Origin of the sequence: Tepidibacter mesophilus, from assembly GCF_002724055.1 — a bacterium.
In the GTDB taxonomy this organism is placed as follows: Bacteria; Bacillota; Clostridia; order Peptostreptococcales; family Peptostreptococcaceae; genus Tepidibacter_A; species Tepidibacter_A mesophilus.
Window position 1 is genome coordinate 1 of record NZ_BDQY01000017.1, and the last position, 13,639, is coordinate 13,639.

Here is a 13,639-nt window from a genome sequence, read left to right on the forward strand (position 1 = left end):
TAAGATCCCAGGAAGACTACCTGGTTGATAGGTTCAAGGTGTAAGCTCAGTAATGAGTTCAGCTGATGGATACTAATAGATCGAGGACTTAACCTAATTTAAATCTGATCAATTTTGAGAGTATTAAAAATCAATACTCGATTTACAACAAAATAAAGATTATGTGGTTATTATAGCAAGGAGGATACACCTGTTCCCATTCCGAACACAGAAGTTAAGCTCCTTAGCGCCGATGGTACTTGGAGGGCAGCCTCCTGGGAGAGTAGGACGTAGCCACGTAATCTTTTTTTATTATATTTTTTGTGTTATAATAGTTCTTAAGTAGTATATCCATATAGGGGGTATAAAATATGATTTTAAAGAACTTGTTTTTTAAAGGAATAAGCTTTCAAGAATTTTTAGAATCTGCAGAAGATATATATAAGGAAAAAATAGAAAAAATAAAAGATGCTATAAATATGGATAAATCATTAATAAATAAGATAAAGAGTATCCAACAAAAGATATATATATTAGTATTTGCAGAAGATTGGTGTCCGGATTGTCAAATAAATTTACCAGGAGTAAGCTTTATCTGTGATTTGAATGCAAACATTAATTTAAGAATTGTATCAAGAGAAGGCAATGAAGAAGCTTTAAATAAGTATAAGTTCAATGGAAAACCTAAAATACCAACATTTATAATAATGGATGACGATTTTGAAGAACTTGGAGTTTTTATAGAACTTCCAACAATATTAAAAGAAATTATAAATAGAGGAAACGAAGCTGAGATATTAGTCTCAAAAAGAAAATATAAAAAAGGTGAATACACAAAAAATACAATAGATGATGTTTTAAAAATAATAGGTTTCTAAAAAGACCTATTATTTTTTTATAAAAATTTAATATGAGTCAGAGCATAACAGCTATACAAATTTTTTAAATACAAGAAAATTATATGATTTTTCAAACTAAGCATAACACTGCTGAAAGTAATACAGTATCAAGTATTTTGAGCAACGGAGCTCGTTAGAACTCGTTGCCGACATGAGCGATGCGGTAGCATGAAGTGAATTTTTTTATATATCATACATAATAAAAACTTTAAAACATAATATTTTATATATAACAAAATTATATTATTTATATAAAGCAAAATCTATTTAAATGATATAACTTAAAGATACTATGCATTATTTTGGAGTGATGGTGAAAAACTAAAAAAGGTAAAATTCGAAATATATAGAATATTAAAAAAGAAAAGGGGGATTTTTTTCTATGAAAATTTATGAAAGTGATAAAATAAGGAATATTGCTGTTTTAGGACATTCTGGATGTGGGAAGAGTAATTTAATAGAAGCTGTTTTATATACTAATAAACTAGTAAATAGGATAAGCAAGCCAAATGAAGAGGTAAATATGACATCTACGCTTAGTCTAGCTCCTGTTGAATGGAACGAGCACAAATATAACTTTTTAGACACTCCTGGATATTTTGATTTTTATGGAGAATCGTTATCCGCTATTAAAGCAGCAGCAGGATCTATTATAGTAGTAGATGGAACTTGCGATATTCAAGTTGGAACAGATAAAGCATTAGAGATAACAGATGAAAACAATACCCCAAAATTTATATTTATAAATAAAATTGATAGCCCAAAGGCTAACTATAATAGAGTATTAGAGCAATTAAGAGAAAGATATGGAAAGAAAATAGCTCCATTCCATTTACCTATGGGAAATAATGAGGAGTTTAAAGGATTTGTAAATGTAGTAGATATGTTTGCACGAGAATACAATGGAAAAGACTGTGTTACAGTTGATGTACCTGAAGATATGAAAGAAGAGATAAGTTCTATTAGAGAAATGCTTCTAGAATCAGTTGCTGAGACTGATGATGAGCTTCTTGACAAATATTTTTCACAAGAAGAATTCACACAAGCAGAAATTCATAAAGGATTAAGAGATGGGGTATTAAAAGGAGATATTATCCCTGTTTTGTGTGGTTCAACAAATAGGAATATAGGAATACATACTTTATTGGATATGATTTGGGATTATATGCCATCCCCTGTGGATATAGGGCTAAGTAGTGATAATAAAGAATTTTCAGGTATAGTTTTTAAAACATTAGTTGATCCATTTATAGGTAAAATATCATTACTAAAAGTATGTGAAGGCGAATTAACTCCAGATACTGAAGTTTATAATATAAATAAAGAAAATAAAGAAAAAATATATCATATATATTCATTTAAAAATAAAGATCAGATTGAACTTAAAAAAGCTGTTGCTGGAGATATTGTAGTATTAACTAAGCTTTCAAATGTTCAAACTGGAGACACTCTTTCTACAAGTTCTACCACAGATGCTTTTGAAAATATAGAGTTTCCAAAACCGCAAATATATTATGCAATAGATAGCTTAAATAAGGGAGACGAAGAAAAAATAAGTAATGGACTTCATAGACTATCAGAAGAAGATCTTTCGTTTAAATGGTTTAGAAATCATGAAACAAAGCAAACTTTAATAGGAGGGCAAGGAGAACTTCATATAAATTCTATAAAAGATAAATTGAAAGAGAAATTTGGAGTGGATGTTAAACTAGCCGACTTAAAAGTTGCATATAGGGAAACAATAAAAGGAAAATCAGATGTTCAAGGAAAGCATAAAAAGCAAAGTGGGGGTCATGGACAATATGGAGATGTTAAAATAAAATTTGAGCCATCTAAAGAAGATTTTGTATTTGAGGAAGCTATATTTGGGGGATCAGTTCCAAAACAATATATACCAGCAGTAGAAAAAGGACTCAAAGAGTGCCTTAATGAAGGTGCATTAGCAGGATTTCCTGTAATGAATATAAAAGCAACATTATATGATGGATCGTATCATGATGTTGATTCATCTGAGATGGCATTTAAAATAGCATCTTCGATTGCGTTCAAAAAAGGGATACAAGAGGCTCAACCTGTATTATTAGAACCTATAATGAATTTAAAAATAGTAGTCCCAGAAGAGTATATGGGAGATATAATGGGAGATATAAACAAAAGAAGAGGTAGAATACTTGGAATGGAGCCTTCTTCAAGAGGTAAACAAGTAATATATGCGCAGGCGCCACAAGCTGAGACTTTTAAATATGCTATAGATTTAAGATCTATGACTCAAGGAAGAGGTTATTTTGAAATGGAATTTGATAAGTATGATGAAGTCCCATCACAATTTGTAGATAAAATAATAGAACAAGCAAAAAATTATAGATAGTTTCAAACTTAGAGATTTAAGCAATGTTGTAAATAAATTAAATATCATATAAATGCTTAGTATATAAAAAAGATGACTTTCCAAGTCATCTTTTTTATATACTAAACTTTTCTGAATTAAGAATTCAGATTTTGGAAATAATAGATGTGAGGATTGATGTAGGAGGGGTTTTATGTTTGATAAATTTACTCAAAGAGCTAGGAAGTCATTAGATATAGCAGCAGTAGAAGCAAGTAATATGGGACACAATCTAGTTGGAAGTGAGCATATATTACTAGGTATTTTAAAAGATAGTGCGAGTATATCTGGACAAGTCCTTAACAAGTTTGGAGTTACTGAAGAATTAATAAAACAACGTATACCTTTATACATACAAATAGGAAATTTAAAAGTTAAAGTAATTGGATTTAGTCCAAGAACTAAGAAGATATTTGAACTCGCATTTATGAAGGCAAAGCTACTAGGACATAACTATGTTGGAACTGAGCATATTCTTTTGGGAATTATAAAAGAAGGGGATGGAATAGCCTGGAGAATATTATATGATTTAGGTATAAATATGAATGAGTTAAGTAAAGAAATATTAAAATCTTTAAAGGATATAAACATGACACATCAGAAAAATGAAAGATTCGAAAATAAAAACATACCAACACTAAATAAGTATGGAAAAGATCTCAATAAATCATATGAAGATGGAAAACTAGACCCTGTTATAGGCAGAGATATTGAGATACAAAGAGTTATACAGATACTAAGCAGAAGAACTAAGAACAACCCTGTACTTATAGGAGATCCAGGAGTTGGGAAAACAGCTATAATAGAAGGGCTAGCTGGTAAAATAGTATCAGGTGATGTACCCGAGATATTAAAAGATAAAAGAATAGTATCACTAGATTTGGTTGGAATGATAGCAGGTGCTAAATATAGAGGTGAATTTGAAGAAAGAATAAAGAATGTAATGCTTGAATTAAAAAATCATCAAAATATAATAATATTCATAGATGAATTACATACAATTGTTGGAGCTGGTAGTTCGGAAGGATCTATGGATGCATCTAATATTTTAAAACCTGAGCTTTCTAGAGGAGAAATACAGATAATAGGAGCAACTACTGTTGATGAGTATAGAAAATATATAGAAAAGGATTCTGCTCTTGAAAGAAGATTTCAACCGGTTATGGTTGATGAGCCATCTATTCAAGATTCTATAGATATAATAAAAGGCCTTAGAGATAGATACGAAGCTCACCATAATGTAAAAATAACTGATGAGGCTATAAATGCAGCAGTGAATTTATCTCATAGATATGTAAATGATAGATTTTTGCCGGATAAAGCGATTGACTTAATTGATGAAGCTAGTTCTAAGGTTAGACTTTCTAATTATGTTCCTCCTAAAGATATAAAGGATATGCAGAATAGATTAGAGATTTTAGCAAAAGAAAAAGAAGAATCTATAAGAAATCAAGATTTTGAAAATGCTGCAAATATAAGAGATGAAGAAAAAGAGATAAAAGAGAAGCTAGACAAGACTCAAAAAGCTTGGAAGAAAGATTCATCAAAATCATCTGATGTTGTTGACGAAGAAGATATAGCTGATATAGTATCTTCATGGACTAAAATACCTGTTAATAAGCTTATTCAGGAAGAAAGTAAAAAACTTTTAAACCTAGAAAATATAATAAGCAATAGAGTTATAGGACAAAAAGAAGCTATAAAAGCTATATCAAAAGCTATAAGAAGAGCTAGAGTGGGTCTTAAAGATCCTAAAAGACCAATAGGATCATTTATATTTTTGGGACCGACAGGGGTTGGAAAGACGGAACTTTCTAAAGCATTGGCTCATGTTATGTTCTCCAGTGAGGATAGTATAATAAGGATAGATATGTCTGAGTATATGGAAAAGCACGCTGTGTCAAAGCTTATAGGGTCTCCTCCTGGATATATAGGACATGAAGAAGGCGGTCAACTTACAGAAAAAGTTAGAAGGAATCCTTATAGTGTACTATTATTTGATGAAATAGAAAAGGCACATCCAGATGTGTTTAATATATTTCTTCAAATCTTAGATGATGGAAGATTAAGTGATTCTAAAGGTAGAATAGTTGATTTTAAGAATACTTTAATAATAATGACATCTAATGTAGGTGCTCATAATATATATAATCAAAAAACATTAGGATTTACAAAACATTTAGAGAATGAAGAAATTCAAAAAAGTGAATATGAAAAGATGAAAGAAAATGTTATGAAAGAACTTAGATTAAAGTTTAAACCAGAATTTTTAAATAGAATAGATGAGATAATAGTTTTTCATCCTTTAAATCAAGAACATATAGATGAAATAGTAAAACTAATGATTAAAAACTTACAAGAAAGATTGAAAAGCATGGACATAAATTTAGAACTTGAAGATTGTGCAATCAAGTTAATAGCAAAAGAAGGGTTTGATAAAGAATACGGAGCAAGACCTCTAAAAAGAGCTATACAAAAGCTTCTTGAAGATAATATTTCAGAGGAAATCTTAAAGGGAAATATAGATAAAGGAGATGATATAATAGTTAAAGCGAATAATAAAAAACTATTATTTGAAAAAAGAGCTTGAAATTCAAGCTCTTTTTTATATATAAGAAAATTATATAAATTACAATGTGGTTACAATATTCATTAAGTAAATAAATCAGCAATTAGTAATCTTTAAACATTCATTGGTAATAGATAGTATAAATCGAATTTTTGTTTCCCAAAATATATATTTTTTGGTATTCTATAATTAGAATTAATTCAAATTATTTGAATTTAATTAATTAGAATGTAAAGGTGATATTATGGCTAAAATTAAAAGCAAGTACGTTTGCCAATCATGCGGGTATGAAAGTTTAAAGTGGATTGGAAAATGTCCAGAATGTGATGATTGGAATACATTTGTAGAAGAAATAGAAGATAAAAAAAGCAAACATGATCTTTTTATAATAGAAAAAGAAGTTCAAAAGCCTGTATCTATAAATAAGCTTGAAATAAATGAACAAGAAAGATTTTCAACATGTATAAATGAATTGGATAGAGTATTAGGTGGAGGGGTAGTTAAAGGGTCGTTAATATTAGCTGGTGGAGATCCTGGAATAGGAAAGTCCACTCTTTTAATTCAAGTTGCAGAAAATGTAGCCAAGAGTAGAAAAAAAGTTTTATATATATCAGGAGAAGAATCTATATATCAGATAAAAATGAGAGCAAAAAGGTTAGATATAGGAAGCGAAAATTTATATATATTTGCAGAAAATAATCTGGATATAATAGAAAAACAAATAGATAATATAAAACCTGATATGATGATAGTAGACTCTATACAAACAGTATTTAGCCCTCAAATAACTTCTACGCCAGGAAGTGTAAGTCAAATAAAAGAAGGAACTTCTCGATTTATGAAAATATCTAAAAAAGTAGGTATATCAACTTTTCTAGTTGGACATGTAACAAAAGAAGGATCACTTGCTGGACCTAAAGTACTTGAGCATATGGTTGATACCGTACTTTACTTTGAAGGTGAAAGGTATAATACATATAGAATGATTAGAGCCGTTAAGAATAGATTTGGATCTACGAATGAACTAGGAGTATTTGAAATGAGAGATAAGGGACTTATAGAAGTTGAAAATCCTTCAAAAATACTTATATCTGAAAAACCAAAAGGAGTATCAGGCTCGGTAATAGTTGCAACTATAGAAGGTACAAGGCCTATGTTAGTAGAACTTCAAGCACTTGTTTGTCCAACTAGCTTTGGCATACCTAAAAGAGCTGCAACAGGAGCAGATTATAATAGAGTTTCTCTTCTTATGGCAGTTCTTGAAAAAAGAGCGGGAATGCAAATACAAAATCAAGATATTTATATAAATGTTGTCGGAGGAATAAGGCTTAATGAACCAGCCATTGATCTTGGTATAGTAATATCTATAGCGTCTAGTTTTAGAAATATAGAGATAAATGAAAAAACTGTTGCCATTGGAGAAGTAGGTTTAACAGGAGAAATAAGAGGTGTAAGTTTTATAGAAAAAAGAATATCAGAGTGTAAAAAATTAGGGTTTAATAGAGTGATAATCCCTAAAAGTAATATAAAAGGATTAGAAAGTATCAAAGATATTAAAATTATAGGTGTAGAAAATATAAGAGAGGCTTTAGATTTTGTATTAGGAGGGTAGATAAAAATGAAAGAAAGTTTTACAAAAGATATAGAACAATTAAATTGCTTGAAGATGATAGCACCAGGAACACCTCTTAGAGAAGGTCTTGAGAATGTTTTGAGAGCAAAAACTGGTGCATTGATTGTAATAGGAAATAGCGAAGAAATAATGAAAATAGTTGATGGTGGATTTAATATAAATTCTGATTTTTCACCTGCATATTTGTATGAACTTGCAAAAATGGATGGTGCAATAATAGTAAGTAGTGATGGAAAGAAGATACTTTATGCAAATACCCAATTAATACCAAATCCATTAATACCATCATCGGAGACTGGTATAAGGCATAGAACAGCAGAAAGAGTAGCAAGACAAACTGCTGAGATGGTTATATCAATATCTCAAAGAAGAAATATAATAACTTTGTACAGAGGGTATAGCAAATATGTTATACAAGAAACATCAAAAATATTAACTAAGGCAAATCAAGCTATTCAAACCCTTGAAAAATATAAATCTGTACTAGATCAAGCTATGATTAATTTAAGTGCTTTAGAATTTGAAGATTTGGTGACTCTTTATGATGTTGCAACTGTTGTTCAAAGAACTGAAATGGTTATGAGAATAGTTACAGAGATAGAACATTATATAATAGAGCTTGGAAATGAAGGAATCTTAGCTAGTATGCAGCTAGAAGAATTAATAGGAAATGTAAAAGAAGATGCAGAAATGGTATTTAAAGATTATAATATAATTGAAGACAGAGATTATTCACAGTTTAAAAAAGCTATTAGAAATTTTTCATCAGAGGACTTGCTTGAACTTAATAACATAGTAAGGCTTTTAGGTTATACTGCTAGTAATATAGATAATATAGAGTATACAGTTTATCCTAGAGGATGGAGAATTCTTAGAAAAATATATAGATTGCCTAACAGTGTAGTCGAAAATTTAACATACCATTTCGATAAATTCCAGACTATATTAAAAGCAACTATTGAAGAACTGGATGATGTAGACGGTATTGGAGAGATAAGAGCTAGATATATAAGAGATGGGTTAAGAAGAATACAAGAACAAGTATTACTTGATAGACATATATAAATAAATTTTAATATTTAGTATTTGAATATATATCTAATCATAATGTTTTATCCGAAAGCTAAAAAGTTCTAAAGCTTAAGCATTTAGATAAGAACTTAACAGCTTACATACCAGCTTTATGTTTAGGTTAAAAATTAATGGTTATGAAAATAGTGATGCTATGATAAATATTTTCATAACCATTTTTTGTCTTTAATTAAGAGACTACACTTGTAGCTATTTTTAATCAACAAAGTCACGAGAATTGTTGGTTTTATGATTTCGTGTGAATTTTGAGCAACAAAGCTCTTCCGGTATATGGGCTATGCAATAGCATAAAGCGAATTTTATTTTAAAGCAGATTGTATATTCCTAGAGTTTGAAGTTTATCATTTTCTTTTTTAAAAACATCTTTTAAACTTATATTTAGGCAATTACAAATAGCTTCTATATAGAAAAGATGGTTTCCTAATTCTTCTTCTATTTTTTCTTTACAATTATCGCATAAATCGCCTATTATATGGTTATCCATATAATTAGACAGCTCATTAAATGCTATATCTTTTGGAGGATTCTGTTTTTTACCAGCGATTTCAATACAACCACAGTTTGTTACAGATTTTATTATAGCTCTATTTGTTTTAGAGTTACTCTCCTCAAGTTTAGTTATTATATCTAAAATACTTTTATGCCTTATCAACGAATTACTTACTGAATTTTCAAATTTATTAAAATCAAATTCACTCATTTTAAAATCACCTCATAATAATTATAATAAGAAAACGATTGCAGGTCAATTGTATAAATTTTTTATAATAGGGAATAATAGAACATTTAATTGCAAAATATAATTGACATACCATAATTTAATGTGATAAAATAATTGTTTTGGTTTGACTAATTTAAGCGGTTGGTATATACTATAATAGATTATTATTATTGAAGGGAGAAATTTTATGTTTAATATAGGAGACAAGATAGTTTACCCTAATTATGGAGCAGGGATAATAAATTCGATAGAAGAAAAAGAGGTATTAGGAGAAACGAAGAAGTATTATATTTTAAATATGGTTATATCTGAAGTTGAGATAATGATACCTATTGACAATATTAATAAACTAGGAATAAGACATATTATAGATAATGACCAAGTAAACGAATTAATGGATATAATTAAAGATGAAAAAGGAGATATGGATCAGAAGTGGAATAAAAGATTTAGGGATAATATGGATAAAATAAAAACTGGAGATATATATGAAATAGCTGTTGTTGTTAGAGATTTAATGATACAGGATAAGCAAAAAGGATTGTCTACAGGAGAAAAGAAAATGTTAAATGATGCTAAAGATATGTTGATTAGTGAATTAACATTGGTTCTTGGTGATAAGGCTGAAAATGTAAAGGAATTAATAGAAAGTAGTATAAAATCAGATTAAAAAAATAAATATAGACGATACTTTAAATAGGAGGTGAAATAGTGATAAACAAAATTATAAAAGGGATTATGTCTTTAATAGGCATAACTATTGGGGTTGGAACTTATTTTTCTGTGGTTGAAGCTTTTCCAAATCTATTACCGGTATCTGAGATATATATAATTTTAGGGTCTATGGTATCTGGGATTATAATGGGGTTCATATTTTTCTTGATTTCGCCATGGCTTATAGAAGAGGGAAAGAATATAGCTAATTTTGTGGAAAAAGAATTATCAAAAGTACCACCAATAGAGATATTAATAGGCTCAATAGGTCTTATAATTGGATTATTCATAGCTTATCTGGTAAGTAATTTGTTGCTTCAAATACCTGTTCCTATACTTGGAACTGTTCTTTCCGTACTTGTATATATTCTAATGGGATATATAGGAATAAAAATATCTGTAAGATATAAAGATGATTTATTCAACATAACATCTATTATCAGGATACCTAATACTAAGGATAAATATGGAAATAAAAAAGAAATAAGAGATAAACCTAAAATATTAGATACTAGTGTAATAATAGATGGTAGAATAGCAGATATATCTAAGACTGGATTTATAGAAGGAAAAATAGTTATACCTGAATTTGTATTAAAAGAGCTTCAGCATATAGCTGATTCATCAGATGATTTAAAAAGAGTAAGAGGTAGAAGAGGACTTGATATATTAAATAAGATACAAAAAGAACTTGATATTGAGGTTGAGATAACAGACAAGGATTTTGAAGATGTTCCAGAAGTTGATATTAAACTTTTAAAATTAGCACAATTTATAGGTGGAAAAGTTGTCACTAATGACTTTAATTTAAATAAAGTAGCCCAATTTCAAGGTGTTGAAGTATTGAATATAAATGAACTTGCAAACGCTGTAAAGCCAGTTGTTATACCAGGGGAAGAAATGATAGTTCAAGTTATAAAAGAAGGAAAAGAATCGGGTCAAGGAGTAGCTTACCTAGATGATGGAACTATGATTGTAGTAGATGGAGGCAGAAAGTATATAGGAGACACTATAGATGTTTTAGTAACATCTGTTCTTCAAACTGCAGCAGGTAGAATGATATTTGGAAAACCAAAAACAGCAACAGAAAAATCATCATAAAAATTCGTCTATTCTCTAACGATCCCTAACGGGTTCCGTTCTCAAAATTCACATGCGTTCATGGCGCCAACAAGTCTCACGACTCTGTTGCTTAAGAATAGTTGCAAGTGCAGTTTTTTAATTAATATTATCCAAAAAACAAAAAATGTTATAATTTTTTAGTAATAAAAAAGGACTTTGCCAATAGCAGGGTCTTTTTTTATTATAAATAAAAATAGTTTACTTTTTTACTATTATAGTGTAATATTACACTATAAAGATAAAAAGAAACTCTACTGAGGTGGTTGTATGAACAAAGAAGAAGTAATTGATATAGTTTCTAGAAAGTTAAAGATTATAAGAACAGAGTATAATTTTTCTCAGGACAAGATGGCTGAAGTGATAGGAATATCAAAAAAGACATTAGTTCAAATAGAAAAGGAAAGAAATTCTTTATCATGGAGCACTTGTGTTGCTGTTTGTAGTATTTTTAATGAAAGTGAAATACTTAAAATGAGTTTTGGAGAAGAACCTGTAAAACTCGTACAAATAGTAGCACTTGGTAAAATGTATTTCCCTAAAAACAAAACGGGTGGAGGTAAAATATGGTGGAAAGATATAGAACACATTGAAGGCTTTAGAATACAGCAAAATATAGTTACATTTCATTATAGAATATTAGATGATAAAAACTATAGATTATATAGCTCGTTTGATAAGGACTATATATATGAAAAATTTAAGGGTTTAATAAATCATTAAAAATTCACTTTATGTTAACGCATAGCTCATGTAGCCAACGATCCTTAACGGTCTCCGTTGTTCAAAAGAGTTGCAAGTGTAGTTATTTTATAAATGTTATGCATAAGTTGAAAAACATATAATTTTCTATAGAATAAAAAAGGAGGTATATATATGGGAAAAAGAAAAATCAGTAAAAATAATCTTAATTTTCTAGAAGAAGAGTTAGAATTTATAAAAAAAGAAAACTTAATAACTTCAGAGCAAAAGGTTGAGATATTGGACAAATATGATATTGTAAGATTAAATTTTGTTAGAATAATACTAACAATAGGAGCTGTATTAATAGGACTTGGAATAATTAGCTTTATAGCTAGTAATTGGGAATATATAACTAAAACACAAAAAGTACTAATGATTATAGGCTTTTATATTGTATCCAACGTATTAAGCTATAAGTTTGAACATAAGTATCCAAAGACCAGCAAGAGTTTTTTATATATTGGAACTTTGATATATGGAGCTGGTATATTTTTGATAGGACAGATTTTCAACTATGGAGGACATTTTTCAAAAGCGTTTTTATTTTGGGGCGTAGGTGTAATACCTGTAGGTTCATTATTTAAAGATAAGCTTGTATTTATATTCTCTCATATATGTTTATTGATATATTTAGCGAATTCATATCATTTAGATTATTTATCGTATTCGACTATTTTAATAATACCTATTTTATATTATATAAATAAGAACTTAGGAAACAGTAAGGTAGGTACGTTTTTTAATAACTTAGTATCACTAAGCTCAGTACTATATTTTTTAAATAATTATAATGTAGATGAATTTTATATATCGGTCACGTTTTTAATAATAGGAGTATTTATGTATTATGCAAAAACAAGTTTTAATAGAGATATATTTAAAATACAAGGACTAATAGTATTTGGTATATCAGGATTAATTCTTACAGATCCATATTCATGGAAAGAAAGTTTTGAATTTATAAGAAGCGGAGTCATTATAAGTTTGATATTCTCTCTTTTATATGTACTATATCTTTTCCATGAGACTAACAAAGGAAATTTAATATCTCTTATATTTATATGTATTACTATAATTAGATATTATTTTGATACATTCTATGACTTTATGCCAAAGTCAATGTTCTTTATAACATCGGGAGTAATACTTTTATTATTTGGGCATTATTTTGAAAGAATGAGAAATAAAAGAGGGGGTGAATTCATTGAAGAATAATAAATATATAATATCGATGATTTTGCCTATAATTATATTAATAGGGATGACTATAACGCCTCTTATGACCTATTACAAAGGATATGAAATATTAATTAATACAAAGCCATATGATCCAACAGATGCTTTTAGAGGGGATTATATATATATGAATTATGATATAAATGATATAAGCTTAAGCCAAATACCAGATGGGTTAATAGATAAAGACAGTTACTATCAAGATAAACTCTCAAATAAAGATTTATATGTTGTTCTAAAGCAAGAAGATAAAATCTACAAAGTAGATTATTTAACCGATAAAAAACCAAAAAATAAAATATATTTAAAAGCCAAGTATAATAACACGATTACGGATTGGGAAGAGAATAAGAAAAATGAAAAAGAAAATATTATAGGCATTAGAGTTTCGTATAACTTAGACAAATATTTTATTGAAGAAAATACAGGAGCTGATTTTGAAAAGAAAGCTAGAGAAGGAAAGTTAAAAGCTAAAGTTAAGGTTTACAACGGTTATAGTTTATTAATAGATGTATTATAAACTATATAGTATAATCTATTTTAGAGG

The 13,639-nt window shown here is 28.6% G+C and carries 11 protein-coding genes and 2 rRNA genes; 12 read left to right on the plus strand and 1 reads right to left on the minus strand.

Features of this window, described 5'->3' with window-relative positions; translation table 11 throughout:
• From Tmeso_RS10770 to disA, 7 genes are all read left to right on the plus strand, one after another.
• A 23S ribosomal RNA gene (locus Tmeso_RS10770) occupies positions 1 to 96 on the plus strand; the annotation flags it as partial.
• A 66-nt stretch (positions 97 to 162) separates the two neighbouring features.
• Positions 163 to 279 (plus strand): 5S ribosomal RNA (rrf, locus tag Tmeso_RS10775).
• A 71-nt stretch (positions 280 to 350) separates the two neighbouring features.
• Entirely contained in the window at positions 351 to 857 is a 507-nt protein-coding gene (locus Tmeso_RS10780; protein ID WP_099191050.1) for a thioredoxin family protein, read from the plus strand.
• Positions 858 to 1,260: 403 nt separating this feature from the next.
• The gene (locus Tmeso_RS10785; RefSeq protein ID WP_099191052.1) at positions 1,261 to 3,246 is read left to right on the plus strand and encodes an elongation factor G; all 1,986 of its coding nucleotides are present in this window, start codon (positions 1,261 to 1,263) and stop codon (positions 3,244 to 3,246) included.
• A gap of 172 nt (positions 3,247 to 3,418) precedes the next feature.
• Positions 3,419 to 5,854, plus strand: a complete 2,436-nt coding sequence (locus Tmeso_RS10790) for an ATP-dependent Clp protease ATP-binding subunit (RefSeq protein ID WP_099191054.1) — start codon at positions 3,419 to 3,421, stop codon at positions 5,852 to 5,854.
• A 223-nt stretch (positions 5,855 to 6,077) separates the two neighbouring features.
• A complete protein-coding gene (radA, locus tag Tmeso_RS10795) occupies positions 6,078 to 7,445 on the plus strand; it encodes a DNA repair protein RadA (RefSeq protein ID WP_099191056.1) in 1,368 nt (455 codons plus the stop codon).
• 6 nt (positions 7,446 to 7,451) lie between these two features.
• The gene (gene disA, locus Tmeso_RS10800; protein WP_099191058.1) at positions 7,452 to 8,531 is read left to right on the plus strand and encodes a DNA integrity scanning diadenylate cyclase DisA; all 1,080 of its coding nucleotides are present in this window, start codon (positions 7,452 to 7,454) and stop codon (positions 8,529 to 8,531) included.
• 331 nt (positions 8,532 to 8,862) lie between these two features.
• On the opposite strand, the gene Tmeso_RS10805 is transcribed toward disA, so the two are convergent.
• Entirely contained in the window at positions 8,863 to 9,258 is a 396-nt protein-coding gene (locus tag Tmeso_RS10805) for a nucleoside triphosphate pyrophosphohydrolase family protein (RefSeq protein WP_099191059.1), read from the minus strand.
• A 208-nt stretch (positions 9,259 to 9,466) separates the two neighbouring features.
• Between Tmeso_RS10805 and Tmeso_RS10810 the strand changes: the two genes are divergently transcribed.
• The 5 genes from Tmeso_RS10810 to Tmeso_RS10830 all read left to right on the plus strand — a co-directional run bounded on the left by Tmeso_RS10810 (position 9,467) and on the right by Tmeso_RS10830 (position 13,612).
• The gene (locus Tmeso_RS10810) at positions 9,467 to 9,949 is read left to right on the plus strand and encodes a CarD family transcriptional regulator (protein ID WP_099191061.1); all 483 of its coding nucleotides are present in this window, start codon (positions 9,467 to 9,469) and stop codon (positions 9,947 to 9,949) included.
• Between the two features lie 41 nt (positions 9,950 to 9,990).
• Positions 9,991 to 11,094, plus strand: coding sequence for a PIN/TRAM domain-containing protein (locus tag Tmeso_RS10815; protein ID WP_099191063.1), 1,104 nt, complete (start codon positions 9,991 to 9,993; stop codon positions 11,092 to 11,094).
• Positions 11,095 to 11,382: 288 nt separating this feature from the next.
• Positions 11,383 to 11,835 carry a helix-turn-helix transcriptional regulator gene (locus Tmeso_RS10820; RefSeq protein ID WP_099191065.1) on the plus strand — a complete coding sequence of 151 codons (453 nt, stop codon included), beginning with the start codon at positions 11,383 to 11,385 and terminating at the stop codon, positions 11,833 to 11,835.
• A 153-nt stretch (positions 11,836 to 11,988) separates the two neighbouring features.
• Complete coding sequence (locus tag Tmeso_RS10825; protein ID WP_099191067.1) at positions 11,989 to 13,071, plus strand: DUF2157 domain-containing protein; 1,083 nt, start codon at positions 11,989 to 11,991, stop codon at positions 13,069 to 13,071.
• Positions 13,061 to 13,612, plus strand: coding sequence for a GDYXXLXY domain-containing protein (locus tag Tmeso_RS10830; protein ID WP_099191069.1), 552 nt, complete (start codon positions 13,061 to 13,063; stop codon positions 13,610 to 13,612). The genes Tmeso_RS10825 and Tmeso_RS10830 overlap by 11 nt, the downstream gene beginning before the upstream one ends.
• Positions 13,613 to 13,639: the final 27 nt, after the last annotated feature.

Coding starts and splice junctions, on each gene's coding strand:
- Tmeso_RS10780 (WP_099191050.1), top strand. CDS start 351: ATGATTTTAAAGAACTTGTTTTTTAAAGGAATAAGCTTTCAAGAATTT.
- Tmeso_RS10785 (WP_099191052.1), top strand. CDS start 1,261: ATGAAAATTTATGAAAGTGATAAAATAAGGAATATTGCTGTTTTAGGA.
- Tmeso_RS10790 (WP_099191054.1), top strand. CDS start 3,419: ATGTTTGATAAATTTACTCAAAGAGCTAGGAAGTCATTAGATATAGCA.
- radA (WP_099191056.1), top strand. CDS start 6,078: ATGGCTAAAATTAAAAGCAAGTACGTTTGCCAATCATGCGGGTATGAA.
- disA (WP_099191058.1), top strand. CDS start 7,452: ATGAAAGAAAGTTTTACAAAAGATATAGAACAATTAAATTGCTTGAAG.
- Tmeso_RS10805 (WP_099191059.1), bottom strand. CDS start 9,258: ATGAGTGAATTTGATTTTAATAAATTTGAAAATTCAGTAAGTAATTCG.
- Tmeso_RS10810 (WP_099191061.1), top strand. CDS start 9,467: ATGTTTAATATAGGAGACAAGATAGTTTACCCTAATTATGGAGCAGGG.
- Tmeso_RS10820 (WP_099191065.1), top strand. CDS start 11,383: ATGAACAAAGAAGAAGTAATTGATATAGTTTCTAGAAAGTTAAAGATT.
- Tmeso_RS10825 (WP_099191067.1), top strand. CDS start 11,989: ATGGGAAAAAGAAAAATCAGTAAAAATAATCTTAATTTTCTAGAAGAA.